Source organism: Streptomyces pinistramenti, assembly GCF_020564935.1.
Classification (GTDB): domain Bacteria; phylum Actinomycetota; class Actinomycetes; order Streptomycetales; family Streptomycetaceae; genus Streptomyces; species Streptomyces pinistramenti.
The window spans coordinates 27,089-53,038 of sequence record NZ_JAJCXB010000028.1; the positions used below are offsets into that span (position 1 = coordinate 27,089).

Annotated in this window: 20 protein-coding genes; 15 read left to right on the forward strand and 5 right to left on the reverse strand. The window is 71.8% G+C overall.

The window, feature by feature from the left end; genetic code table 11:
* Positions 1-42: 42 nt before the first annotated feature.
* From lpdA to LIU39_RS20015, 5 genes are all read left to right on the forward strand, one after another.
* Positions 43-1,431, forward strand: coding sequence for a dihydrolipoyl dehydrogenase (lpdA, locus tag LIU39_RS19995; RefSeq protein ID WP_227048148.1), 1,389 nt, complete (start codon positions 43-45; stop codon positions 1,429-1,431).
* A gap of 93 nt (positions 1,432-1,524) precedes the next feature.
* Positions 1,525-3,303 carry a 2-oxoglutarate dehydrogenase, E2 component, dihydrolipoamide succinyltransferase gene (sucB, locus tag LIU39_RS20000; RefSeq protein WP_227048149.1) on the forward strand — a complete coding sequence of 593 codons (1,779 nt, stop codon included), beginning with the start codon at positions 1,525-1,527 and terminating at the stop codon, positions 3,301-3,303.
* Between the two features lie 257 nt (positions 3,304-3,560).
* Complete coding sequence (locus LIU39_RS20005; protein ID WP_227048150.1) at positions 3,561-4,184, forward strand: GntR family transcriptional regulator; 624 nt, start codon at positions 3,561-3,563, stop codon at positions 4,182-4,184.
* Between the two features lie 209 nt (positions 4,185-4,393).
* Positions 4,394-7,057, forward strand: coding sequence for a pyruvate dehydrogenase (acetyl-transferring), homodimeric type (gene aceE, locus LIU39_RS20010; RefSeq protein WP_227048151.1), 2,664 nt, complete (start codon positions 4,394-4,396; stop codon positions 7,055-7,057).
* 269 nt (positions 7,058-7,326) lie between these two features.
* The gene (locus LIU39_RS20015; protein ID WP_227048152.1) at positions 7,327-8,367 is read left to right on the forward strand and encodes a helix-turn-helix transcriptional regulator; all 1,041 of its coding nucleotides are present in this window, start codon (positions 7,327-7,329) and stop codon (positions 8,365-8,367) included.
* Between the two features lie 39 nt (positions 8,368-8,406).
* Here LIU39_RS20015 and LIU39_RS20020 read toward each other — a convergent pair whose 3' ends face one another.
* Positions 8,407-9,354, reverse strand: coding sequence for an SDR family oxidoreductase (locus LIU39_RS20020; protein WP_227048153.1), 948 nt, complete (start codon positions 9,352-9,354; stop codon positions 8,407-8,409).
* 153 nt (positions 9,355-9,507) lie between these two features.
* Positions 9,508-11,406: a hypothetical protein gene (locus LIU39_RS20025; protein WP_227048154.1), complete on the reverse strand. Its 1,899-nt coding sequence runs from the start codon at positions 11,404-11,406 to the stop codon at positions 9,508-9,510.
* Between the two features lie 200 nt (positions 11,407-11,606).
* Here LIU39_RS20025 and LIU39_RS20030 point away from each other — a divergent pair, with 200 nt between their 5' ends.
* From LIU39_RS20030 to LIU39_RS20040, 3 genes are all read left to right on the forward strand, one after another.
* The gene (locus tag LIU39_RS20030; RefSeq protein ID WP_227048155.1) at positions 11,607-12,125 is read left to right on the forward strand and encodes a DUF4240 domain-containing protein; all 519 of its coding nucleotides are present in this window, start codon (positions 11,607-11,609) and stop codon (positions 12,123-12,125) included.
* Positions 12,126-12,172: 47 nt separating this feature from the next.
* Complete coding sequence (locus LIU39_RS20035) at positions 12,173-13,057, forward strand: TIGR01777 family oxidoreductase (RefSeq protein WP_227048156.1); 885 nt, start codon at positions 12,173-12,175, stop codon at positions 13,055-13,057.
* Positions 13,058-13,241: 184 nt separating this feature from the next.
* The gene (locus LIU39_RS20040) at positions 13,242-14,522 is read left to right on the forward strand and encodes an FAD-dependent oxidoreductase (protein ID WP_227048157.1); all 1,281 of its coding nucleotides are present in this window, start codon (positions 13,242-13,244) and stop codon (positions 14,520-14,522) included.
* Positions 14,523-14,568: 46 nt separating this feature from the next.
* On the opposite strand, the gene LIU39_RS20045 is transcribed toward LIU39_RS20040, so the two are convergent.
* On the reverse strand, positions 14,569-16,023 hold the full coding sequence (locus LIU39_RS20045) for an NsdA family TPR-like regulatory protein (protein ID WP_227048158.1): 1,455 nt from the start codon (positions 16,021-16,023) through the stop codon (positions 14,569-14,571).
* 440 nt (positions 16,024-16,463) lie between these two features.
* Between LIU39_RS20045 and lipB the strand changes: the two genes are divergently transcribed.
* The 4 genes from lipB to LIU39_RS20065 all read left to right on the forward strand — a co-directional run bounded on the left by lipB (position 16,464) and on the right by LIU39_RS20065 (position 19,460).
* Complete coding sequence (gene lipB / locus LIU39_RS20050) at positions 16,464-17,228, forward strand: lipoyl(octanoyl) transferase LipB (protein WP_227048187.1); 765 nt, start codon at positions 16,464-16,466, stop codon at positions 17,226-17,228.
* Positions 17,229-17,355: 127 nt separating this feature from the next.
* Positions 17,356-18,306, forward strand: coding sequence for a lipoyl synthase (gene lipA / locus LIU39_RS20055; RefSeq protein WP_227048159.1), 951 nt, complete (start codon positions 17,356-17,358; stop codon positions 18,304-18,306).
* 217 nt (positions 18,307-18,523) lie between these two features.
* Positions 18,524-18,739 (forward strand): SCO2195 family GlnR-regulated protein, encoded by a 216-nt coding sequence (locus tag LIU39_RS20060; protein ID WP_227048160.1) that lies wholly within the window; start codon positions 18,524-18,526, stop codon positions 18,737-18,739.
* A 10-nt stretch (positions 18,740-18,749) separates the two neighbouring features.
* The gene (locus LIU39_RS20065) at positions 18,750-19,460 is read left to right on the forward strand and encodes a DUF4191 domain-containing protein (RefSeq protein ID WP_227048161.1); all 711 of its coding nucleotides are present in this window, start codon (positions 18,750-18,752) and stop codon (positions 19,458-19,460) included.
* Positions 19,461-19,640: 180 nt separating this feature from the next.
* On the opposite strand, the gene LIU39_RS20070 is transcribed toward LIU39_RS20065, so the two are convergent.
* Complete coding sequence (locus LIU39_RS20070; protein WP_227048162.1) at positions 19,641-20,108, reverse strand: RDD family protein; 468 nt, start codon at positions 20,106-20,108, stop codon at positions 19,641-19,643.
* A 250-nt stretch (positions 20,109-20,358) separates the two neighbouring features.
* Here LIU39_RS20070 and glnA point away from each other — a divergent pair, with 250 nt between their 5' ends.
* Entirely contained in the window at positions 20,359-21,768 is a 1,410-nt protein-coding gene (gene glnA / locus LIU39_RS20075; RefSeq protein WP_227048163.1) for a type I glutamate--ammonia ligase, read from the forward strand.
* A 180-nt stretch (positions 21,769-21,948) separates the two neighbouring features.
* Here the strand turns inward: glnA and LIU39_RS20080 are convergent, their stop codons facing one another.
* Positions 21,949-22,911: a hypothetical protein gene (locus LIU39_RS20080; RefSeq protein WP_227048164.1), complete on the reverse strand. Its 963-nt coding sequence runs from the start codon at positions 22,909-22,911 to the stop codon at positions 21,949-21,951.
* 215 nt (positions 22,912-23,126) lie between these two features.
* On the opposite strand from LIU39_RS20080, the gene LIU39_RS20085 reads away from it, so the two are divergent.
* Together LIU39_RS20085 and LIU39_RS20090 are read left to right on the forward strand one after the other, a co-directional pair.
* Positions 23,127-24,521 carry a hypothetical protein gene (locus tag LIU39_RS20085; protein WP_227048165.1) on the forward strand — a complete coding sequence of 465 codons (1,395 nt, stop codon included), beginning with the start codon at positions 23,127-23,129 and terminating at the stop codon, positions 24,519-24,521.
* Positions 24,522-24,756: 235 nt separating this feature from the next.
* Entirely contained in the window at positions 24,757-25,665 is a 909-nt protein-coding gene (locus LIU39_RS20090; RefSeq protein ID WP_227048166.1) for a hypothetical protein, read from the forward strand.
* Positions 25,666-25,950: the final 285 nt, after the last annotated feature.

Consider the following 25,950-nt stretch of genomic DNA (forward strand, 5'->3'; position numbering starts at 1 on the left):
TCGGAGACCGGCTCCGGCGTACCCATGCATGGAGGACGTGACGTGGCGAACGACGCCAGCACCGTTTTCGACCTAGTGATCCTCGGAGGCGGTAGCGGCGGTTACGCCGCTGCCCTGCGCGGGGCGCAGCTGGGCCTGGACGTCGCCCTGATCGAGAAGGGCAAGGTCGGCGGTACCTGCCTGCACAACGGCTGCATCCCCACGAAGGCGCTGCTGCACGCCGGCGAGATCGCCGACCAGGCGCGCGAGAGCGAGCAGTTCGGTGTCAAGGCCACCTTCGAGGGCATCGACATCGCGGCGGTCCACAAGTACAAGGACGAGGTCATCTCGGGCCTGTACAAGGGCCTCCAGGGTCTGATCGCCTCGCGCAAGGTGACCTACATCGAGGGCGAGGGCAAGCTCTCCTCCCCGACTTCCGTCGACGTCAACGGCCGGCGCGTGCAGGGCCGACACGTCCTGCTGGCGACCGGCTCCGTGCCGAAGTCGCTGCCGGGCCTGGAGATCGACGGCAACCGCATCATCTCCTCGGACCACGCGCTGACGCTGGACCGCGTGCCGAAGTCCGCGATCGTCCTGGGCGGCGGCGTCATCGGCGTCGAGTTCGCCTCGGCGTGGAAGTCCTTCGGCACCGACGTGACCATCGTCGAGGGCCTCAAGCACCTCGTCCCGGTCGAGGACGAGAACAGCTCCAAGCTGCTGGAGCGGGCCTTCCGCAAGCGCGGCATCAAGTTCAACCTCGGCACCTTCTTCGACAAGGCCGAGTACACCGCCGACGGCGTCAAGGTGACCCTCGCCGACGGCAAGACCTTCGAGGCCGAGGTGCTGCTGGTCGCGATCGGCCGCGGGCCGGTCTCCGCGGGCCTGGGCTACGAGGAGCAGGGCGTCGCGATGGACCGCGGCTACGTCCTGGTCGACGAGTACATGCAGACCAACGTGCCGACCATCTCGGCCGTCGGTGACCTCGTTCCCACCCTCCAGCTCGCGCACGTCGGCTTCGCCGAGGGCATGCTGGTGGCGGAGCGGCTGGCCGGTCAGAAGACCGTGCCGATCGACTACGACGGCGTGCCGCGCGTGACGTACTGCCACCCCGAGGTCGCCTCGGTGGGCATCTCCGAGGCGAAGGCCAAGGAGCTGTACGGCGCCGACAAGGTCGTCGCTCTGAAGTACAACCTCGCGGGCAACGGCAAGAGCAAGATCCTCAAGACCTCGGGCGAGATCAAGCTCGTCCAGGTCAAGGACGGTGCCGTGGTCGGCGTCCACATGGTCGGTGACCGTATGGGCGAGCAGGTCGGTGAGGCCCAGCTGGTCTACAACTGGGAGGCCCTGCCGGCCGAGGTGGCGCAGCTCGTGCACGCCCACCCGACGCAGAACGAGGCTCTCGGAGAGGCTCACCTGGCCCTGGCCGGCAAGCCCCTCCACTCCCACGACTGACCCCAGTCCCGGGCGCGACCACATCCGCACTTCCCCGCCGTCTCGACACCGTTCGAGCAGGGGAAACCCCATCCGTTAGGAGCAACAGAAACCATGGCGGTTTCCGTAACCCTTCCGGCGCTCGGCGAGAGCGTCACCGAGGGCACCGTCACCCGCTGGCTCAAGGCCGAGGGTGAACGCGTCGAGGCCGACGAGCCGCTGCTCGAGGTGTCGACCGACAAGGTCGACACCGAGATCCCCGCGCCGGCCGCCGGCATCCTCTCCTCCATCAAGGTGGCCGAGGACGAGACCGTGGAGGTCGGCGCCGAGCTGGCCCTCATCGACGACGGCACCGGTGCGCCGGCCGAGGCACCGGCCCCGGCCGCCGCCGAGGCCCCCGCCGCCGCGCCGCAGCCCGAGCCCGCGGCCGCCCCGGCAGCCGAGGCACCGGCCCCGGCAGCCGCCCCCGCCGGTGGTGCCCAGGGCACCCCCGGTGCAAGCACCGGCTCCACCGGAGCCTCCGGCACTGATGTTCTGCTCCCCGCGCTCGGCGAGAGCGTCACCGAGGGCACCGTCACCCGCTGGCTGAAGGAGGTCGGCGAGGAGGTCTCGGCCGACGAGCCCCTCCTTGAGGTCTCCACCGACAAGGTCGACACCGAGATCCCGGCGCCGGTCTCCGGCACCCTGCTGGAGATCGTGGTCGGCGAGGACGAGACCGCCGAGGTCGGCGCCAAGCTCGCCGTCATCGGTTCGGCGGACCAGGCCGCGGCCCCCGCCGCCGCTCCGGCCGCCCCGGCACCGGCCGCCCAGCCCGAGCCCACTCCGGCTCCGGCTCCGGCCGCTCCGGCGCCCGCCCCGGCTGCTCCGGCCGCCCCGGCACCGGCTCCGGCCCCCGCGCCGGCTCCCGCTGCCCCGGTCGCCCCGGCCCCCGTCACCCCGGCTCCGGCCGCGGGTGAGGGCGACGGCGCGTACGTCACCCCGCTGGTGCGCAAGCTCGCCGCGGAGAACGGCGTCAACCTCGCCACGGTCAAGGGCACCGGCGTCGGTGGCCGCGTCCGCAAGCAGGACGTCATCGAGGCCGCGGCCGCCGCCAAGGCCGCTGCCGCCCCGGCTCCGGCCGCCGCGCAGGCCCCCGCCGCGTCGAAGGCCCCCGCGCTGGAGGTCTCCCCGCTGCGTGGCCAGACCGTCAAGATGCCGCGGATGCGCAAGGTCATCGGCGACAACATGATGAAGGCCCTGCACAGCCAGGCGCAGCTCACCTCGGTCGTCGAGGTCGACATCACCGCGATCATGCGGATGCGCAACAAGGCCAAGGACGCCTTCGCGCAGCGCGAGGGCGTCAAGCTCTCGCCGATGCCGTTCTTCGTCAAGGCCGCCGTCCAGGCGCTGAAGGCCCACCCGGTCGTCAACGCCCGGATCAACGAGGACGAGGGCACGATCACCTACTTCGACACCGAGAACATCGGTATCGCGGTGGACGCGGAGAAGGGCCTGATGACTCCGGTCATCAAGGACGCGGGCGACCTCAACATCGCCGGTATCGCCAAGAAGACCGCGGATCTGGCGGGCAAGGTCCGCTCCAACAAGATCACTCCGGACGACCTGGCCGGCGCGACCTTCACCATCTCCAACACCGGTTCGCGCGGTGCCCTGTTCGACACGGTCATCGTGCCGCCGAACCAGGTCGGCATCCTGGGCATCGGTGCCACCGTCAAGCGCCCCGTGGTCATCAACCACCCCGATCTCGGCGAGACCATCGCCGTCCGGGACATGACCTACCTGGCGCTCTCCTACGACCACCGTCTGGTGGACGGCGCGGACGCCGCCCGCTACCTGACCACGGTCAAGCAGATCCTGGAAGCCGCCGAGTTCGAGACCGAGATCGGTCTCTGAGCTACGCGCCGACCGCGCACTGCACGTGGGGCCCCGCCCGGATTCGTCCGGGCGGGGCCGCTCGCGTGGGAGGGCGGCACGGGGCGGCATCGCGGGTGAGCGTTGTGGGACAAATGCCGGGAAACGGGCGGCAGTCCGGGCCGCCAGGTGCACCGGCAGTGAGCAGAACCACGTGTGAATCGGGTCCGCGGACCGGGCCGGGCGGTGGCCACGCCCCGTATCGTCTCCGTCACCACCCCACCCGCGAGGAGCACGTCATGACCCCGCCCGTCGTCCATTCGCTGCGCGAGCAGATCCGCGAGCACATCCTTGAGGGGATCGTCAGCGGCCGGTGGCAGCCCGGCGAACGGATCGTGGAGCGGCGGATCGCGGTGGAGCTGGAGGTCAGCCAGACGCCCGTCCGCGAGGCGCTGCGCGAGCTGGAGTCGCTCCAGCTGATCGAATCGGCGCCCAACAAGGGCGTACGGGTGCGGAATCTGACCGCCGCCGACCTGAAGGAGAGCTACCCGGTGCGGGCCGGTCTCGAACAGGTGGCGGCGGAGCTGGCGGCCGGGCGGCTGGCGGCGGACACCACGGCACTGGAGCGCGAGGTGGCGGCCCTGCGGGCGGCGGACCTGGCGGTCGACGGGGAGGAGCAGGTCCGGCACACGGTGGCCTTCCACCGGGAGATCGTGCAGGCGGCCGGGAACGCCGTGCTGCTGCACACCTGGGAGTCGCTGGGGATCGAGGTGTGGACGACGCTGTCGATCCGCTGGTTCAGCCCCGAGCCGCGGTCGCACGCGCAGGACCACCAGGAGATCGTGGACGCGTTCCGGCGCCGCGATCCGAAGATCGGCGCCCTGCTCAAGACCCACGTACTGAGCTGCGCTCCGCGGGTCTGAGCGGGAGTCCCACGGGGGCTCCGGCACGCCTTCGCAGTGGCACGCGGTGCCCGCCGCGCAGGCACTCTGTGCCGACTTCGGGCGATACCTCCGGAGTGCGTTGATCGATCATCGATCAGAGGCGTATCGTCGCCCGCGGGGCGCGACACCCCTGCCTGCCGAATGCCTGCCGAACCCGCATTCCCTCTCTGTCCGGAAAGGGGCCACCCATGCCCGATCCCGTGCGCCTGCCGTACAGCCAGCTCGACCAGATCCCGGACCGCGATCCGGAGGAGACGGCCGAATGGCGTGAGTCGCTCGACGCCGTCACCCAGGCAGCGGGCCCGCAGCGTGCCGCGTACCTGATGCGAAGGGCCCTGGAGCACACCGCGGCTCCGGACCTCGCGCCGCTGGAGACCGACTACACCAACACCATCCCGACCTCCGCCGAGCCCGCGTTCCCGGGCGACGAGGCGATGGAGGCCAGGATCACCGCCTGGAACCGCTGGAACGCCGCCGCCATGGTCACCCGCGGCTCCAAGCTCGGTCTCGGCGGCCACATCGCCACCTTCGCGTCGGCGGCCTGGCTCTACGAGACCGGCTTCCAGCACTTCTTCCGCGGCAAGGAGGGCGACGGCAGCGGCGACCAGCTCTACATCCAGGGCCACGCCTCCCCCGGCATCTACGCCCGCGCCTTCCTCGAAGGCCGCCTGACCGAGGAGCAGCTGGACCACTTCCGCCAGGAGGCCGGCGGCGAGGGCCTGCCCTCGTACCCGCACCCGCGCCGCCTTCCCTGGCTGTGGGAGTTCCCCACCGTCTCCATGGGCCTGGGCCCGCTCTCCGCCATCTACCAGGCGCGCTTCAACCGCTACCTGGACCACCGCGGCATCAAGGACACCGCCAACTCCCACGTGTGGGCGTTCCTGGGTGACGGCGAGATGGACGAGCCCGAGTCGACCGCCGCACTGGCGCTGGCAGGCCGCGAGGGCCTGGACAACCTCACCTTCGTCATCAACTGCAACCTCCAGCGCCTGGACGGCCCGGTCCGCCCGAACTACAAGATCGTGCAGGAGCTGGAGGCCCAGTTCCGCGCCGCGGGCTGGAACGTCGTCAAGGCCCTGTGGGGCCAGGCGTGGGACGAGGTCTTCGCGCGCGACACGGACGGCGCGCTGCTGCGCCGGCTGCGGGAGACGCCCGACGCGCAGTTCCAGACCTACGCGACCCGCGACGCCGCCTACCTCCGCGAGCACTTCTTCGGCGCCGAGCCCTCGCTGCGCGCGCTGGGTGACACGCTCTCCGACGCGAAGCTGCTGGAGCTGTTCCAGACCTCGCGGGCCGGCCACGAGCCGCGCAAGGTGTACGCCGCCTACCGCGCCGCCGTCGAGCACAAGGGCGCGCCGACCGTCATCCTGGCGCAGACCGTCAAGGGCTACACCCTCGGCGCCGGCTTCGAGTCGCGTAACGCCAACCACCAGATGAAGAAGCTGACCGGGCAGGAGTTCCGCACCATGCGCGACCTCCTGGAGCTGCCGATTCCGGACAGCGCCCTGGAAGGCGACCTCGTCCCGTACTGGCGTCCCGCCGACGACTCCCCCGAGATGGTCTACCTGCGCGAGCGCCGGGCGGCCCTGGACGGTCCCGCGCCGGCCCGCAAGGTGACGGCCGAGCCGCTGCCGATGCCCGCCGACAAGACCTTCGACGCGCTGAAGAAGGGCTCGGGCAGCCAGGAGATCGCCACCACCATGGCGTTCGTCCGGCTGGTCAAGGACCTGATGCGGGACAAGGAGACCGGCAGGCGCTGGGTGCCGATCGTGCCCGACGAGGCCCGCACCTTCGGCATGGAGTCGCTCTTCCCGACGGCGGGGCTGTACTCGCCCAAGGGCGCGACGTACGACCCGGTCGACCGCGACCAGCTCCTCTGGTACAAGGAGGCCAAGGACGGCCAGATCCTCAACGAGGGGATCACCGAGGCCGGTTCGCTCGCCGACTTCACCGCCGCCGCGACGTCGTACGCGACGCACGGCGAGCCGATGATCCCGTTCTACATCTTCTACTCGATGTTCGGCTGGCAGCGCACCGCCGACCAATTCTGGGCGCTCGCCGACCAGTTGGGCCGCGGCTTCGTCATCGGCGCCACCGCGGGCCGTACGACGATGACCGGCGAGGGCCTCCAGCACGCGGACGGCCACTCGCACCTGATCGCCTCGACGAACCCGGCGGCGGTCTCCTACGACCCGGCGTTCGCGTACGAGGTATCGGTGATCGTCAAGGAGGGTCTGCGCCGGATGTACGGCGAGAACTCCGAGGACGTCTTCTACTACCTGACGGTCTACAACGAGACCAAGGTGCAGCCGGCCATGCCTGCGGGGGTGGACGAGGAGAGCATCCTGCGCGGCCTCTACCGCTACCAGGAGGCCGCGGACGCGGACGCCGACAGCCCGAAGCTGCAGCTGCTGGCGTCCGGTACCGCGATCCACTGGGCCCTGGAGGCGCAGCAGCTGCTGGCCGCCGACTGGGGCGTCGCCGCCGACGTCTGGTCGGCGCCGTCCTGGACGGAGCTCCGCCGCGACGCTCTGGCCTGCGACGCGGCCCGGCTGGACGGCGAAGAGCGGGTGCCGTACGTGACCCGCGCGCTGGCCGGTGCCCCCGGCCCCGTCGTGGCGGTCAGCGACTGGATGCGGGCGGTCCCGGACCAGATCGCGCCGTGGGTCGAGCAGGACTGGGTCTCCATCGGGACCGACGGTTTCGGCCTGTCCGACACCCGTGACGCGGCCCGCCGGCACTTCGGTGTCGACCCGCAGTCGGTGGTCGTCCAGGCGCTGGCCGCGCTCGCACGGCGCGGTGAGGTCAAGCCGGAGACCGTCAAGGAGGCCAGGGAGCGCTACGGCCTGTGAGTTGTGGGCGGCCCCGGCCGACACCGGGAGCCGCCCGCCCGATCCGAGCGTGTCCGCGGCGCGCGCCCCACGGGGCCGTGCCGGGCCGCTCACCCGGCTCCCGTGCGGAGATCACCACCGCGCCCGGGATCTTCGCACGGGAACCCCACCGGCCCTGGCCGGCCGCCGCCTTCGAGGTGGCGGCCGGCCAGGGCCGTTCAACTGCCCGGACCCGGCCCGGCGTTGGCTGCCGCCGGGCCGTTGTCAGTGGTGCCCGGCATGATGAGGACATGCGTGCTGCCCGGCTGATCAAGATGGTGTTGCTGCTCCAGTCGCGGGTGTCGATGACGGCCGGCGAGCTGGCGCGGGAGTTGGAGGTGTCCGAGCGCACGGTCGCGCGGGATGTGCTGGCCCTCTCCGAGGCCGGGGTGCCCGTCTACGCCGACCGCGGCCGCACCGGTGGCTACCGCCTGATCGGCGGCTACCGCACCCGGCTGACGGGCCTGGGCCGCAGCGAGGCGGGCGCGCTCTTCCTGTCCGGAGTCCCGTCCGCGCTGCGCGAGATGGGCCTGGCGGACGCCGCGTCCGCCGCCCGGCTGAAGGTCTCCGCCGCCCTGCTGCCCGAGCCGCGCGAGGCCGCGGCGGGCGCCGCGCAGCGCTTCCACCTCGACGCCCCCGGCTGGTACCAGGAGCCGCAGACGCCCGCCCGGCTGCCCCTGATCGCCGATGCGGTGTGGCACGATCGCAGGCTGACCGCGCGCTACCTCCGCAAGGACAAGGAGGTCGAGCGGGAGCTGGAGCCGTACGGCCTCGTGCTGAAGGCCGGCGTCTGGTATCTGGCGGCCCGCGCCCTGCCGCCGCCCGGCGAAGAACCCGCAGGCCGGGGCGCCGCCCCGGCGTCCTTCCGCGTCTACCGCGTAGACCGCTTCACGGCCGTGGCGGCGGACGGCGCCCGCTTCACCCGTGACCCCGCCTTCGACCTGCCCGCTTTCTGGGAGGAGCGGGCCGAGCAGTTCAAGCGCGCGATCCTGCGGTCGGAGGTGGTGCTCCGCCTGTCAGGGCGCGGCATACGCCAACTCCCGTACGTCACCGAGCCCGCCGCCGCCCGGGAGGCGGTCGCCGCGGCCGGGGAGCCGGACGGGCAGGGCCTGTGGACCGTCACCCTGGCGGTCGAGGACGCCGAGGTCGCCTACGCGCAGCTGCTGGCGCTGGGCCCGGAGGCCGAGGTGCTGGCCCCTGCGGAGCTGCGCGAGCGGTTCGCCGCGGCGGCCCGGCGCACGGCGGCGCTGTACGCCACGGAGGCGTCACCGGGCGCGGCCGTGCCGCGGTGACGCCTCCGGACCGTAGGGCGCGGTCCCGGGCGGGCCGGGTCAGCGGTAGTCGTCCGCCGTGCCGTCCTTGCCGCCGGTGACCACGTCCTCGAAGTAGCCGAAGGCGTCCGGCCGGGAGCCGTCCGTGTCGGTGAGGTCGTAGACCTTCGCCAGCTGCCCGCTGGACAGCGACTGGCCGGTGAAGCGTTCCTTGGCGGGGTCGGCGGCCAGTGCGGCGACGCCGCGTCCGATCAGGGCCGGTGATTCGGCGATGGCGAAGTGCGGCTCCTGGGCCACCGCGTCGCGCCAGTTCGCCTCGGTGACGCCGAAGTGGTCCAGCATCTCCTCGGAACGCAGGAATCCCGGAGTGAGCGAGACGACGGTGGTGTCGTACGGCTTCAGCTCGGTGGCCAGGCCGAACGCGATGCGGTGCGGGGCGTTCTTGGTGAGGTCGAAGGGGAGGTTGCCGCGGTAGGTGCGGTTGAAGGACGCGGTGCCGTCCGTGACTTCGACGAGCAGCCCGCCGGGGGTCCGGTTCAGCAGCGGCAGCGCGTAGTGACTGGTGATGAGGTGGGTGTCGATGCCGAGGCGGAGCATCCGCAGGCCGCCGGCCAGGTCGAGGTCCCACAGGGCGGTGTCGAACCGGAGGAGGTGGTCGCCGCCCCAGACGCTGTTGATCTGGATGTCCAGCCGGCCCTGCTCCCGTTCGATGCGGGCGAGCAGCGCCCGGACCTGCTCCGGCTCCAGGTGGTCGGTGGGTACGGCGATGCCGGTACCACCCGCGGCCGTCACCCGCTCCGCGGTCTCCTCGATGGTCTCGGTGGGGCGGCCCACCTCGCTGACCTGCTGTCGCGTGGTCCGCCCCGTCACATAGACCAGCGCGCCCGCCCGGCCCAGTTCGACGGCCATCGCCCGGCCCGCTCCCCGGGTGGCGCCGGCCACCAGCGCCACCCGTCCTGCCAGGCCGCCCCGACCGGCCCGTTCCTTCGCATCGGCCGCTGTCGTCATCGCTGCCACTCCTTCGCCGTCGGTGCATGAGAGGTACACGGCGAAGGTGACAGCTCATCCCGACACGTCCTGTCGGGATTCGGCGACGGATTCCTCCGCGGCGACGTCCGGCGCAGGCCCCTGGCCCGGTACCGACCGCCGCCCGCGCCGCCGTCACGACCGGAGGGCGTGCAGCCTCCCGCCGTCCGGCAGCCGGCCCGCCACCTGCGCGGGCGCGTCCTGCGGGGCCCGTACGGCGAGGGTGGCGCCGGCCGTGCCGTGGCGTACGGCGCCGGTGACGTCGAGGCCGCGGACGCCGTGGCTGCCGGCGGCCAGCAGGTACCACTTCCCCGACGCCGCCCGCCAGCGGGTGTCGCCGACGACCTGCCGGCCGTACCGGCTGCAGGCGGCGGTGTCACGGGCCCTGCCGACGATCTGCGCGGGATCGGCGGGCCGAGCAGCGGGTGGCTGGAACTGCACGGTGACGCGGCCGGGGCCCTGCCAGGTGTCGGCGCGGCTGCACACCCAGGTGGCGCGGCCGCCGTGCTCCGGCAGGGACTGCTGCGCATACGCCCAGTTGTCGACCGACCGCACACCGGCGCCCCGCAACTCCCGCAGCGAGCAGGCGGAATGCGCCCAGTTCAGCAGCGCAGGGGCGCCGGTCGCCTCGGCGGGACCTTCCGCCGGGGGGCCCGCGGCGGGCGGCGGCAGATAGGTGAGGTGCACGGGCGCGAGATCGCCGAGGTCGGTCATGAGGAAGCTGTGGTGCTCAACTACCCGTTCCGATGAGCGGAATTGCGCCACCGGCCACTGCCCACAGGAGGCACCCGTCGGCGGCGTCGGCACCCGGTCGGTGACCCCGTCCGGTGCCACGTGCAGCGGCTTCACCGGGGATTTCGGCGTCAGCAGGTCCCGGGTGGTGGCGTCCGAGACCCACGGGGCGATCAGGAAGCGCATCCAGCCCTCGCCGCGCCCGATGACCAGCGCGCCGCCGGTCGTCAGATCGGCGTTGTCGACCCGCGCGAACTCCAGCGAGGCCGGGGCGTTCCGGGGCTCGGCGTAGCGCACCAGGCGCTCGCCGTCGTGGAAGACGGCCACCATGACGTCGTCGATCAGTCCCGCGTACAGCAGCCGCGGCGGCTGGTCCGGCGGCCGGGTCGAGGTGCCGGCCGACGCGGTGATGTGCACGTCGTGGCCCGGGTCGGCCCAGACCCGCAGCGCCCGCCCCAGCAGTTCCCGGTCGTCGGTCTCGCTGCCGCGCGGTGACCAGGCGGTGAAGTCCACCCGTGAGGTGTCGGCCCACGCGTCGTTGGGCGTCCGCAGCAGCCGGTCCGGGTCCAGCGCCTGCTCCGCCACCGTCGTGCCCCGGCCCCGCGGCCGGCCGTCCGGACCGCCGCCGACCGCCCCGAGCACCGCCCCGCCCACCGCGAGCACCACGGCGGCGGCCACCGCCGCCCGCGTCAGCTGCCTGCGGCGCAGCAGGTCGGTGGGCCGGGTCTGCACCGTGCAGGGGTCGAACTCGCCGGAGTCCAGCAGCGTCGCGGTCTCCGGGCCCGACTCGCGGTCCAGCGCCACCGCGGCCCGCTGGGCGGCGCCCGGGTCATCGGCGCCCGCGGCGTCCAGCAGCGCGACGACGTCGTCCTCGTCCAGGTCTTCCAGATGCCACAGCCCGACGGCGGCCCGCTCGGGGGCGGACAGCGCGGACAGCGCCTGGTCCAGGGCGAGTTCATCGGCGCCGCCGGCCCGGGGGAAGAGCCGCAGCCCCCGGACGAACGGCACCGCGGACCAGCGGCGCGGCGGGCGTTCCTGAGCGAGCGCCAGTTGCAGGACGCGCAGCCGCACCAGCGGGTAGCCCCCTTCGGCCTGCGGCACGCGCTGGCCGGGCAGCACACGCTTCTGCCTGCGCCGTCCCGTGGGCAGGGCCCGCTGGACCAACCCGTGCGCGGTCAGCACCCGGCGGTGGCGGCCCATCGACGGCGGCAGCACGAGGTACGCCAGGCGCACCAGCCGCGGATAGTGCTCGACGATGGCCGCCTCGGCCCGCTCGACATCGGCCCGGGTTCGTTCATCCATGGGCATGGCCTGGAAGCGTCCTTCAGGGGGTGGGGGGATCTACCGACGGGGGGTATGAGGAGGTGCCGATGATGCCAGCCTTCCAACGAGTGATTCTTGCACCGGTCACACCCGCAAGTGATCACTTCTGGGCACGAGAAGGCCGCATCCGGGGCGTTCCGCGTGCATGACGGGCCGCCAGCACCGATCATGGAGCGGTGATGGACGAGACGAAGTTCTGGGAGCTGATCGATACCTCCCGCGAGGCCGCCGAGGGCGATCCCGAGGAACAGGCGGACGAGCTGACCGAACGGCTGCTGGGGCTCGACCCGGACGCCGTCGTGGACTTCGCCCGCCACTTCGAGGCCCGCTACAACCGCGCCTACACGTGGGACCTCTGGGCCGCCGCCTCGGTGATGCTGGACGGGGCGAGCGACGACGCCTTCGACTACTTCCGCTGCTGGCTGATCGGCCAGGGCCGGGAGGTGTTCGAGGGCGCGCTGCACGATCCGGACCAGCTCGCCTCTCTGGTGGGCGAGTTCGACGAGGAGGCCGACGGCGACGCGGAAGAGCTGGGCTACGCCGCCGACGAGGCGTACGAGCAGCTGACCGGCGCCGAGCTGCCGGACCTCGGCCTGCCCCCGGCGCCGCGCGAACCCCTGGGCGACTACCTCGACTTCGACGACGACGCGGCACTGGCGGAGCGCTTCCCGCAGCTGTGGGAACGCTTCCGCCCGTAGCGCCCCGCCGCCGCGCCTCCCGGCCGCGCTGCGGGCAGTATGGCCCCATGCGGATCGCGATCACCGGCTCGACCGGTCTCATCGGCACAGCCCTCGTACGGTCGCTGCGCACGGACGGGCACGACGTCGTCCGCCTGGTGCGGCGCCCGCCCGCGGCCGGGGACGAGGTGCACTGGAATCCCCGGCGCCAGGAGGTGGACACGGCGGGTCTCGCGGGCTGCGACGCGGTGGTGCATCTGGCGGGCGCGGGGGTGGGCGACCACCGCTGGACCGCCGCCTACAAGCGCGAGATCCGGGACAGCCGGGTGCTGGGCACCGCCGCCGTCGCCGCGGCCGTCGCCGCCCTGGACGTCCCGCCGCGGGTCTTCGTGTGCGGCAGCGCGATCGGCTACTACGGCGGCACCGGCGACCGGCGCACCGATGAGTCGGCGCCGCCCGGCGAGGGCTTCCTGCCGTCGGTCTGCGTCGACTGGGAGGACGCGGCGGCCGCGGCAGGTGACGCCGGCATCAGGACCGTCTTCGCCCGTACCGGCCTGGTCGTGGCCCGGTCGGGCGGCGCCTGGGGGCGGCTGTTCCCGCTGTTCAGGCTGGGGCTCGGCGGCCGGCTCGGGGACGGCAGCCAGTTCTGGAGCTTCATCTCCCTCCGGGACCACATCGCCGCGCTGCGCCACCTCATCGACACCGAGACGCTGACCGGTCCGGTCAATCTCACCGCGCCCGAGCCGGTCACCAACCGCGAGGTCACGGCCGTGATGGGGCGGGTGCTGCACCGTCCGACGCCGTTCCCCGTGCCCGCGCCCGCGCTGCGTCTCGCGCTCGGCGAATTCGCCGGGGACGTCCTGGGGAGCCAGCGGGTGATCCCGCGACGCCTCCTGGAGAGCGGCTTCCGCTTCACCGACCCGGGGATCGAGGCGGCCGTCAGGGCCGCGTGACGGCCCGTCGGCCGGGGCCGGTGGCCGGACGGTGCGCGGGCCGCACCGACGCGCCCCCGCACGACCCCTGTCCGCCCGGCCCTGCCGTCCCTACCGTGCACGCACACATCATTCGGCATCCCCCGCGCCGGCACGGGGCATCACCAGGGTGCCGCCGGCGACGGGGCCGACCCCGGGAGGGCACGTGCTGCGCACCGCATCGACCGTGGACGTCGTCATCGTGGGGGCCGGTCCTTCCGGACTGGCCGCCGCCCGCCATCTGACCGCCGCCGGGCTCTCCGTCACCGTGCTGGAGGCCGCTTCGCGGATCGGCGGCAGGTCCGCAACCGACGACCTCGACGGATTCCGGCTCGACCACGGCGGCCGACCGCTGATCGCGACACCGGGACTGCTCAGGACACCCGGTCTGGAGGGCCTGGCGCTCTGCCGGTTCGCTCCGTGGCTCGGCCTGCACAACGGCCGGCGGACGCAGCGCGTCAGCGCCCTCCGAAGCACAAGGGGCGCACTCGCGGCAGCGCGCGCCCTGTCACGCGCCGACCGTCACCAGGACCGCGCCCCGGACCGGCACGTCGACCGCACGGTGCCGGACCGGCCGGTGGCCGACGCCCTGGCGAGCCGCCCGGTCTTCCCGCCGCGCGCCCACGACCCGTTCCTGCGTCCGCTGTTGGGCGCGTTGCTCGGCGACCCGCGGCTGAGCGGCTCCAGCCGCGGCGCGCTGCCGGCACTGCGGGCGTTCGCCGAGGGGCGGCTGTGCCTGCCGGCCGGCGGCGCAGCCGCCCTCCCCGACGCGCTCGCCGCGGGCCTGCCGCCCGGCACGGTCCGCACGTCCGTCCGCGTCACTTCCGTCTCCACCACCACGGTCACCACGGCGGAGCACGGCCCGGTCCCCTGCCGTGCGGTGCTGGTGGCGACCGGGGCGCGGGAGGCGGCCGGGCTGCTGCCGGGGCTGCGGCTGCCGCCGTTCCACCCGGCGGCCGTGCTGCACCACACCGCGTCCGCGGGCCACGCCCCGCGCCCCGCGGCCCCGCGCGAGACGCCGCTGATCCTGACCACGGAGGGCCCCGTCGCCTGGAGTTACGCGGCCGGCGCCGTCGATCCGTCGCGTGCGCCCGCCGGCCGCAGCCTGATCACGACGGTGGTGCTGGGCGCCGCCGCCGCACTCCCGGCGACCGTGCTGGACAAGACGGTGAGGCCCCAGCTGGCGCGGGTGCACGGCACCGGCACCGACGAGTGGCAGCTGCTGACGGCCCGTCATGACCCGTACGCCGTGCCCGCGATGCCCGCGCCGCACGATACGGAACGGCCGGTGCGGGTACTGGCCGGGCTCTACGTGTGCGGCGACCACCGTGACATCAGCACGCTCCAGGGCGCCCTGCACTCGGGCCGCCGCGCCGCCCGCGCGCTGCTCCAGGACTTCGACCTGCCCGCCCTCGTCGAACCTGCCACGCTGCGCACCGCGGCCTGACACCGGCCGGGGCCGCCCGCACGCGGCGCGGCCCCGGGGTGCGCCCTCACCCCAGGGCCGCCACCCGGTCGCGGTAGCCCCGTACCGCGGCGGCGTCGCGGTACGGCTCCAGCCGGCGCTCGAAATCCCTGACGTATTCGTGGGCCCGCACCGACCGCATCTCGGATGCCTGGTGGGCGGCTTCGGCGCCGAGGATGCACGCCTGGTCCAGTTCGCCGAGGCCCAGCCGCGCGGTCGCCAGCACCACCCGGCAGAACAGCCGGCTGCGGGCGAAGCCGGCCGCCCGCAGCTGGAGGGAGCGCTCGGCGTGCTGGGAGGCGGCGCGGTACTGCTGGAGATCGCGGTGGCAGTGCGCCAGCTCGTCGGCCAGCTGCGCCTCGTCGAAGAACCGGGCCCAGTACGGCGTCTCGTCGCCCGGCCGCGCGCTCTCCAGGGCCCGCTCCGCGCGGGCCAGCGCCGCCGTGCAGGCGCGCACCTCGGCCAGGACGCCGTGGCCGCGCGCCTCCGCCGCGTGCAGCAGCGCCTGGACCACCGGCGGCGCGCTGCTGCCGACCCCCTGCTGGGCCACCCGCGCCAGCTGCACCGCCTCCCTGCCGTGCCCCAGGTAGACGGCCTGCCGGCTCATCGTGACCAGAACGTAGGAGCCGTACGCGCGGTCACCGGCCGCCTGCGTCAGCCGCAGCGCCTGCACGAAGTACCGCTGCGCCAGGCCGTGCGCGGCGATGTCGTACGAGGTCCAGCCGGCCAGCCGGGTCAGGTCGGCGGCCGCGGCGAACAGCCTGCGGCCGGCCGCCTCGCCGTAGCTCCCGCGCAGCATCGGCTCCGCCTCGTGCTCCAGGTAGCGCACCAGGGCCTGCCGGGCGTGGCCGCCGCCGTAGGCGTGGTCCAGGGCCCGGAAGAGGTCGCCGACCGAGCGCAGCGCGGCGATGTCACCCGCCGTCACCTTGGCGCCGTGGCCCCGGTCGAGAGGGTCGGTACGGCGCTGGCGCGGCACCGCGATCCGGCCCTGGAGCGGCACCCGGCCAAGGCCGTCGGCGCCGGCCTCGCCGCGGGCGACCCGCTCGTCGGCGCGGCCGATGAGCCAGTCCCGGCTGGGCACCACCAGGCCCGCGGGGGTGAAGGCGATCTTGCGCAGCTCGGCGTGGCTGCCGGAATCCTTGCGCCACAGGCCGCTGACGATGTCCACGGCCTCAGCGGGTGTCGCCGCGAATTCCAGCCCGGCGTACACGGGTGCGCAGGCGTCCAGGCCGAGGTCCTGGGTGGAGAGGCGGCGGCCGAGCCGCCGGGTGAACACCTCGGCGATCAGCGCGGGGGTGGTGCCCCGCGGCTGCTGGCCGCGCAGCCAGCGGGTGACCGAGGTCTTGTCGTAGCGCAGGTCGAGGCCGTGTTCGATGCCGAGCTGATCGATGCGTCTGGCGAGTCCGGCGTTGGAGAACCCCGCCTCGGCGATGAGCGCGGCGAGCCGGCGGTTGGGCGTGCGGTGCGGGGGTCGTTCCGTCATCAGCTTTACCGGTCTCCTGCCTTTCGGGCCGGGCCGCCGGGCCCGGCTGACCCTGTCCGGCACACGCACTCGCCCTTGTGGAACGGCGTGAATGTAACGGCCTTCGGCCCCTTTCTCGCCGCTTGCGTCCCGTGTTCATCCGATCGTGTGAGCAGGGCGCATGCGCTCCACACTGCGGCGCGCGCCGGCTGCGCCCCCGGCCGGCAAAGCCCCGCTCACCGGCCCCGGAGCACCACTCCCCCGGGCCCTCGGCCGGCCGCTCCCGCCGCCGCCCGCCCCGGCCCCCGGCCGCCTGCGGCCGCCGCGGAGGGCGGCCGTACAGTGGCATGGGCGCGAAGTGGCATCAAATGTGGCAACGCACTGCAACAGAGGTTCGAAGAGGAGCTGCCGTGACTGCGATCTCTCGGGGGGAGACCCCCGCACCCGAGGGGCTGCGCTTTGTGCATCTGGGCTTCGGCGACGACGCCGTCGACTACACGTCGGCCTGGCAGGAACAGCGCCGGGTGCACGCCGCCCGGTTCGCCGACGAAATACCCGACACCTGCCTGCTGCTGGAACACCCGCCCGTATACACCGCGGGCCGCCGCACGTCCGACGACGAGCGTCCCCTGGACGGCACCCCGGTCATCGACGTGGACCGCGGCGGGAAGATCACCTGGCACGGCCCCGGCCAGCTGGTGGGCTACCCCATCCAGAAGCTGCCGCGCCCGGTCGACGTCGTCGCGCACGTCCGCCGCCTGGAGGACGCCCTGATCCGGGTCTGCGCCGACTTCGGCGTCGAGGGCACCCGCGTCGAGGGGCGCAGCGGCGTGTGGGTGCTCGGCGACCCGGTCGAGGAGCGCGCCGCCCTGGGCGGCCTGAACCTGGACTTCGACCCGCGGGTGGCGGACGAGCTGTTCGACCCGCGGCTCAACGGACCCGAGTACGCGCCGTCCAACGCCGGCCAGCGCCGCGAGGACCGCAAGCTCGCCGCGATCGGCATCCGCGTCGCCAAGGGCGTCACGATGCACGGCTTCGCGCTGAACGTGAACCCGGACAACACCTCGTTCGACAAGATCGTGCCGTGCGGCATCCGGGACGCCGGGGTGGCCTCGCTCTCCGGTGAGCTGGGCCGCGAGGTCACCATCGCCGAGGCGCTGCCCGTCGTCGAGAAGCACCTGCGGGACGTCCTGGAGGGCGCCGAGCTGCTCCCCCGCGCGGTCTGACCCCGGCCGTCAGGAATGCCGGCTTCGTATACGGGGTTGGCGAGCACGTAAGGACGTGCGAATTACCGGGCGTACCCTGGTGTACGCCGCTGAATCGAATGCCGCGATAGCAGAAAGGGGCGCCGACGTGTCCGCTGTCGCACCCGACGGACGCAAGATGCTGCGCCTGGAGGTCCGGAACAGCCAGACCCCCATCGAGCGCAAGCCCGAGTGGATCAAGACCCGGGCGAAGATGGGCCCCGAGTACAACCATCTGCAGGGCCTGGTCAAGAGCGAGGGCCTGCACACGGTCTGCCAGGAGGCGGGCTGTCCCAACATCTTCGAGTGCTGGGAGGACCGCGAGGCGACGTTCCTCATCGGCGGCGACCAGTGCACCAGGCGCTGCGACTTCTGCCAGATCGACACCGGCAAGCCGCAGGAGCTCGACCGCGACGAGCCCCGCCGGGTCGCCGAGTCCGTCGAGACGATGGGCCTGCGGTACGCCACGATCACCGGCGTCGCCCGTGACGACCTGGAGGACGGCGGCGCCTGGCTCTACGCCGAGACGGTCCGCCAGATCCACGCCGCGATGCCCGACACCGGCGTCGAGCTGCTGATCCCCGACTTCAACGCGGTGCCCGAGCAGCTCGCCGAGGTCTTCTCCTCGCGCCCCGAGGTGCTCGCCCACAACGTCGAGACCGTGCCGCGGATCTTCAAGCGGATCCGTCCCGGCTTCCGTTACGAGCGCTCCCTTGAGGTCATCTCCAAGTCCCGCGAGGCCGGCCTGGTGACCAAGTCGAACCTCATCCTGGGCATGGGCGAGACCCGCGAGGAGATCAGCCAGGCCCTCCAGGATCTGCACGACGCGGGCTGCGAGCTGATCACGATCACCCAGTACCTGCGCCCCTCCGTGCGGCACCACCCGATCGAGCGCTGGGTGAAGCCCGCCGAGTTCGTGGAGCTGAAGGAGGAGGCCGACGAGATCGGCTACGCCGGTGTGATGTCCGGGCCGCTGGTCCGCTCCTCCTACCGTGCGGGACGCCTCTACCAGCAGGCGATCGAACGGCGCGAGGTCGAGGCGTCCACTCAGGCGGTCTGAGCCGCTCGGCGCGCCAATGTGTGAAACCTGGCACATGCTGGGAGGACGCGGCCCGCACTCCCCCAGGCAGGGGGCGCGCGGGCCGCGTCAACATTTCGTCGTGTTTGACCGGCAGGTCACCCGTTGGAAACACCCTTCGGTGACGATGGAGGCACGCCCCGCGTCCGGACCTACCGCTCCCGCACCCCAGCCGCACTCCCGAGGGAGATCCATCACCATGCAGGCCGCGCCGCTCCGCGCCACCGCCCACACCGTCCCTTCCGTCACCGGAGCGCTCCGTGCCGTCGAGGCACTGCTGCTCGGCGGCGGACAGCGCACCGCCCGCCGGAATGCCTGGACATCCGTCCTGGAGGACCGCCGCCGGGCCAGCGACCGGCAGGAAGCCCAGCACGTACTGGAGGCCGCGGCAACCCGTCGCCCGCAGGCCACGTAAACTTCCTTGTATGGCGAGGAAGGCAAACTCAGACGGCGCTGCCGGCGCCGGCAACCCCGGGCGACTGAAGCAGATCGTCCAGACCTACAAGATGACCCGTCGGGTCGACTCCAAGGTCGGTCTTGTCGTCGCTGGCGTGGGCATCGTCGTATTCGGCGTACTCCTTGCCATCGGCTTCGCGATCGGCCACCCCGTGTACGCGGGCATCCTGGGCTTCGTGCTGGCCTTCCTCGCGATGGCGATCGTCTTCGGACGCCGCGCCGAGCGGGCTGCCTTCGGGCAGATGGAGGGCCAGCCGGGTGCGGCGGCCGCCGTGCTGGAGAACGTCGGCCGCGGCTGGACGGTCACCCCCGCGGTGGCGATGAACCGCAGTCAGGATGTCGTCCACCGGGCGGTCGGCAAGGCCGGCATCGTCCTGGTCGGCGAGGGCAATCCGAACCGGCTGCGCGGTCTGCTGGCCGCGGAGAAGAAGCGGATGGCACGCACCGTCGCCGACGCCCCCGTCCACGACATCGTGGTGGGCGACGGCGAGGGCCAGGTGCCGCTGAAGAAGGTCCGTACGACGCTCCTGAAGCTGCCGCGGGTACTGCCCGGCGCCCAGGTGACGGCCGTGAACGACCGGCTGCGCGCGCTCGGCGACCTGATGAGCAACATGCCGGTGCCGAAGGGCCCGATGCCCAAGGGCATGCGGATGCCCAAGGGCGGCGGCAAGATGCGCTGACCGGTCGGGCCGCCCGACGCGCCCCGACCGACCACAACGCCCCGGAGCCACGGCTCCGGGGCGTTTTCGTTTCCGCCAACTCCGCTGTTTCCACTGACCACCGGCTGCCCGGGACCACCGGTTTCCCGGCCGATCCCGCGGATCGGATCCGTACGGGGATCGGCTCCGTACCTGCACCGGTCAGATCCGTACCTGCACCGCCCGCGCGAGCCGGTCGTGCAGACCGCGCCCGTCGCGGTCCCAGATGACGGCGGGGATGACGACGACGAGCAGGACGGTGCGCAGCACCACCCGCGGCAGCGAGAGCCGTCCGCCGCCCTCGGCCTGCACCCGCAGGCCGAGCAGCCGCTTGCCCGGCGTGCAGCCGATGGTGCCGACGGTCAGCGCGCTCAGCACGGCGAAGACCACCAGCGCCCAGTTGCTCGCCGACTGCGCCCGGCCACCGCTGAGCAGGCCGTACGCGATGATCATGCACAGCGCCCAGTCGATGAAGAGGGCGGCGAAGCGGCGGCCGGGCCGGGCGATCGAGCCGGGGCCCTCCGCCGGCAGCCCCAGCTGCGCTCCGCGGTGGCCGAACTCGACGCCCATGTCCTCGGCGGCCGCGCGGGGCCCGGAGATCCACGATCCGATTGCTTGCCTGTTGTCCACCCGTCCACGGTACTGCGACCGCATACGTTCGATTCCCCGCGGGGCCGCCCGGACCGCCGGAAAACGGCTGTCACCAGGGCACACCAGAAGGTGCGGAGGACAGCGCGGCGGTTAACCTCGGCGAAACAAATGGGTCATGCTTGAGAAATCACGCCTGCCTATGGTCGGGCAAGCGCGCCACCGCACATGGTCGCGCTCCGCGCAGCAACCCCGCGTCCGCCGACCGGTGACCGGGCTAGGAGGAGTTGGGATGTTCGAGAACGCCGACGACGTAAAGAAGTACATCGCGGACGAGGACGTCAAGTTCATCGACGTCCGGTTCTGCGACCTGCCCGGTGTGATGCAGCACTTCACGATCCCGGCGAAGGCGTTCGACCCGACCGAGGAGCTGGCCTTCGACGGCTCCTCGATCCGCGGCTTCCAGGCGATCCACGAGTCCGACATGTCGCTCCGCGCCGACCTGTCGACGGCCCGTGTCGACCCCTTCCGCCGCGACAAGACCGTCAACATCAACTTCTTCATCCACGACCCGATCACCGGCGAGCAGTACAGCCGCGACCCGCGCAACATCGCCAAGAAGGCCGAGGCGTACCTCGCCTCCACCGGCATCGCCGACACCGCGTACTTCGGCCCCGAGGCCGAGTTCTACGTCTTCGACTCCGTGCGCTTCGAGACGTCGGCGAACCAGTCCTTCTACCACATCGACTCCGAGGCCGGCGCCTGGAACACCGGCTCGGAGGAGAACAACCGCGGCTACAAGGTCCGTTACAAGGGCGGCTACTTCCCGGCCCCGCCGGTCGACCACTTCGCCGACCTGCGCGCCGAGATCTCCCTGGAGCTGGAGGCGGCCGGCCTTGAGGTCGAGCGCCAGCACCACGAGGTGGGCACGGCCGGCCAGGCCGAGATCAACTACAAGTTCAACACGCTGCTCGCCGCCGCCGACGACCTGATGCTCTTCAAGTACATCGTGAAGAACGTCGCCTGGCGCAACGGCAAGACCGCGACCTTCATGCCCAAGCCGATCTTCGGCGACAACGGCTCCGGCATGCACGTCCACCAGTCGCTGTGGCAGGGCGGCAACCCGCTCTTCTACGACGAGCAGGGCTACGCGGGCCTCTCGGACACCGCCCGCTACTACATCGGCGGCATCCTCAAGCACGCCCCGTCGCTGCTGGCCTTCACCAACCCGACGGTGAACTCCTACCACCGCCTGGTCCCCGGCTTCGAGGCCCCGGTCAACATGGTCTACTCGCAGCGCAACCGCTCGGCGGCCATGCGCATCCCGATCACGGGCTCCAACCCGAAGGCCAAGCGCGTCGAGTTCCGCGCCCCCGACCCGTCCTCGAACCCCTACCTGGCGTTCTCCGCGCTCCTCCTGGCGGGCCTGGACGGCGTCAAGAACAAGATCGAGCCGGCCGAGCCGATCGACAAGGACCTCTACGAGCTGGCCCCCGAGGAGCACGCCAACGTCGCCCAGGTCCCGACCTCCCTCCCGGCCGTCCTGGACGCCCTCGAAGCCGACAACGAGTACCTCCAGCAGGGCGGCGTCTTCACGTCCGACCTGATCGAGACCTGGATCGACTACAAGCGCACCAACGAAATCGCCCCGATCCAGCTGCGCCCGCACCCGCACGAGTTCGAGCTTTACTTCGATCTGTAAAGCGCGGGGGACCTGGTCATCGGCCCCCGAGATGTGCTGTGAACTGGGAAAACGATGCTCAGTCGTTTCCCAGTTCACAGCTGCTTTCCCGGGTCTTGCCGACTTCTCGGCGAGACCCGGGTTCCGTGCGAAGGCTGCCACCCCACTCCGGGGCGGCAGCCTTCGCCGTAGCGAGCGAAGCTACGCTGCCAATGGCTCCGGGACGCGCCAAGTGATGCGGAACCGCTGGTCCGGCGGAAGCCCGAATCTGCCCACCGGGCCGATCTCCTTGATGAGATAGCCGAAGATCTGATGGTGGGCCTCCTCCGAGAGCTCGTGCCAGCTCTCCGGGGTCACAGTCATGATCTCCCGCATCAAGGACGCGTCCGACTCGGCGCGCAGCATCTCGATGCGGTCCTCACGGTCCATGGTCTCGTCAGCGTGCATGGCGCTGACCGACCGCTGGAGGAGGTTCGGCTCGACCGCCAGGCGCTGGAGGATCCGGTCGCAGCCATACCGGAAGGCCGTGTGCGCGTCGACCGCCGCCTGGTCCGGGTAGTGGTAGCCGTAGGGGCTGCCTTGTTCGGCACCGAGGTAGTCACCCTTCAGGGTCCGCAGGAGGGCACGCAGGGCGAGCTCAGCACCGTGTTCGTCGATGAGACGGACACCGACCTGCACCCATTCGTCCTCCGAGACGACCGGCTCGTGCGGCACCGTAAGCGAGGGGTCAATCTCGATGGCGTTGAACGGGTTGATCATCATGCCGAGGACCGCCTCGGGGGTCCACTGCCCGTCGTCCGGGCCCCAGCCCTGTGACAGGGCCAGTTCTCGGGCCGACTTCATGCCGCGCGGTTCTCTCTCCCCGACCGCGCGCCACAAGGGCAAGAACCGCGCCACCTCGGCCGTCGGATCCCGGGGTGGATCAACACAGGCGGCAGCGAGCACCGCCACGATCGACTGCACGGTCTCCCAGCGCGGGATAGACAGGCCCCTGAGGGCCGTACGGACTCCCTCGTGGCTGACGAGCGCCGGGTGGTCACCCTTGTCGATCAGGGCGCTCACCTTCCGCATGCCGGGGCGGCCCGCCGCCCGGTGGAGTTCTTCCAGGGCGCGAACCAGCTCCTGGTGAGCTTCGTTCGGAGGAGGGGCGGTGTCGATGGGCACGGAACGGCGGATCCCTTCGGCCTCTCAGGTGAGGGTCCGGATGACCGTCAGATAGCGCCAAGAGCATAGAAGTAGCAGGCAGCATGGCCACATGTCAGATTTCGCCAACTTCCTGTCCCGGGGCGTCAAACGGTGACAAACAATCGAAGACGGCCCGGAACATGGAGCCAGCGCCGTGAGCCAACCGGCGCCTTCTTCCGAGGAGTTGCCCGCTCATGCACATCCCTGACTATGCCCGTGCCGTGATCCGGTCTGCGCTGCCGACCGTCCCCACCTCCCGGCAGGTGGGGGCACTGGACTGCTGCCTCTGCGACAAACCCTTCGGAGATCGGTTGCCCGTACCGCTCGGCCCGACACCCGAGTCGGGACTGTTCGGATGTCGCGCCTGTCTGACCCGGTTGGTCACCCGGGCACGGCGGGCCCGTGACGCCGAGCTGACCCAGGATGCCGAGCGGTCCCGAGCGGAGTCCGCGGCATGGCTGCCGGTGCGTGAGCGCCACCTCGCCCAGCTCGACAGTGTGCGGCAGGCCGCGGAGGCCGTGGCCGGGCTGGCCCGTGACGGTGACACCGAGGCGCTGCGCGTCGCCTGGCTGCTGGTCTCACTGGAATCGGCGTACACCTGGATTCCGGACGCACCGGAGCCACCCGCCTCTGCAGATCGTGAGGACTCGGAGCTGAGGGACGAGACTTTCCGGCTCGACCTGGCCATGATCACGGCGCGGGAGGCGGCGGCAGAGCGGCTCGCCTACCACCTGATCAACGAGGCGCAGCCCGAGGAGCCGGAGATGTGCGAGGAGTTCGAGTGCCCGGAAGGCTGCTCGGGGCGCCACGACTCCTCACACATCGACTGCGGGCCGGACGTCGTCTTCGAAAATCTGGCGGAGCACGGCATCACCGTGGAGCAGCCGGAGCCCGAACCCTTGTCGTCTCTCAGCTCTTTTGGGGAGGAGAAGCACTCGCCGCTTCCGGACATCGAGGAGCAGGCCCCTGCTGCCCTGGCGCACTTCGGCATCGACACGGATGACGCAGACGTCCTGGTCAGCGCGGCGGCGGTCGGTCTGGTCACCGACGCCTGGCGCGAGGGGCCGCTGGACGTGATCCATGCGGCCGACGGCGGGCCGAGCGACGGGGAGATCTTCGCGCAGAGCGTTGATCTGTACCGCAGGGCCCGCACGGCGCTGGTGGCCGCGCGGGACGACGGGCCCGAGGAACTGCTCGCGTTCGTGGCCATTGCCTCGGACCTGGACCTTCCGTGGGCCGGCGGCTCACGCTTCGCGCTGCGAACGGTGTCCGAATCCGTGGCGGAGTTCGTCCAGCACGTCGACGACCGGGTCTGGTTCACCGCGGAGGTGATACGCGAACAGGGCTGGCGCGCGGGGCTGTTGCACAGAGCCGCTTCGGCCGCGTTCAAGGCTCCCGCCCACTTCGGTATGCCGGGCTGGCCCGACGCCGTCGCCTCGGCAATGGAACGTCTGGCCGTACTGGACCGGTCGGGCGCGCCCGAAGCGCTGACGGAACTCGCGGCGGTGAAAGCCGCGTTGCTCGAAGCGCCCGACCGGCTGGGGGCAGACGCCCTCGACTGGATTTCCCGCCAAGCCCTGCTCGGCTAGAGCGCCACCCGGCCCCCCTTCCGCTGGCAGGTCCGGGGCAGGAAAGCCCTCGCATCCGGGTGTTCCTTTGAAGCATCCGGCTCGCGGAGAGTCGGTGGGCGGCATTTTCCTACGGGCCCCGGCACCCGAGGACGCTGCACATGGGCGTGGTTCGCCCAGCTCCGCACAGCAATCATTCGTGGGCTCACTAGGTACGTGACCTGAAGTGCCAGCCCGGTTGGCGGGAGGTACCAGCATGCCCAGAAGCACCAACAAAGCAATTGCCCGCGCTCGAATGCAGTACCTGGGTGAACCCAGGGCAGCTGCTCTGCACGCCGTTCCTCGTGACGGCTCCCTCGGTCTGGACACCTGCTCGCCCGAGCAGCGCAGGCTTCGCGCGCTGATGACCCTTGGGCTGTTCAACCGACCGGGGTCTTGGCAGCCTCATCGTGGCATCGCCGCCTGGGGACTCCACACCCTCGTCGCGTACGACATCATCGCCTCGCCGCGGTTCAACCGGCTCGTCGTCATCGCGGATGTGCCGCATAACGTAGCTCCGTATCTCCTGCCCAGCCGCGACGGCGGAAGCTCCCTGCCTGGGCTCCGCCTCGAAGAGTTCCGGGGGCGGCGCACATGCGTGACACGCCATCTTCCTACCGGCGCTCAACTCGTCATCACTGGAAACTCTTCCGGAGCCTGGGACGGGAATCTGCGCCCATTTCCCCGATGGGACTTTTATCCCGTCAACAGGCTCCACACGAGGCCTGAACGGGCACAGCTTGAAGAAGTCCCCGACATGAGCGAAGACACCGAACGGCTGTTGGCGGGCCTCATGTGCTGTATCGCCGCACGGGGTGCTGAAGGTAGATGGGCGATCGGCAATTGGTTCTCCGACCTGCCGATGCGCCCCGGCTGGCTCCGCGATGAAGGCGAAGACCGTTACGAGAAGCAACTACAGGGATCCGGGCGCCAATGGACGTTCCGATGGAATGGCTTCCCCCACGTCGACGACGTAGCCGCATCACTGACCGCTTCTCCGATCGGCAGCTCCGGTGCCGTTGCTCGTGATACCGGCGACCACTTCGAAGTCCGGTTGGACGACGCAACCTTGCGCTTAAACGGGCAGCGAGTCCCCATGCAGCAGCAGTCGGAGGTCACCCCGTGAGTTGGGACAACCTCAGCCTCATCATCCTTGCCGCCTTCGGCTGCCTCACGCTCCTGCTGACACAGGTGGGCGAGGTGCTGTCGAAGCTTCCACAGATCATCCGTGCTTGGCGACAAGTACGAAACGAGCTGCGCAACGGGGCGGATCACGGCTGTCAGGAGCCCTCGCCGGAGTATGACGACCGAAGTGTCCGACCGGCGCCCGGAGCAGCGCGTTCCTCTGGCACGCCCTATCGGCGTGAAACACCCGGCGAGCCATCCGCACAGAGTGCCGATGAGTGAACCG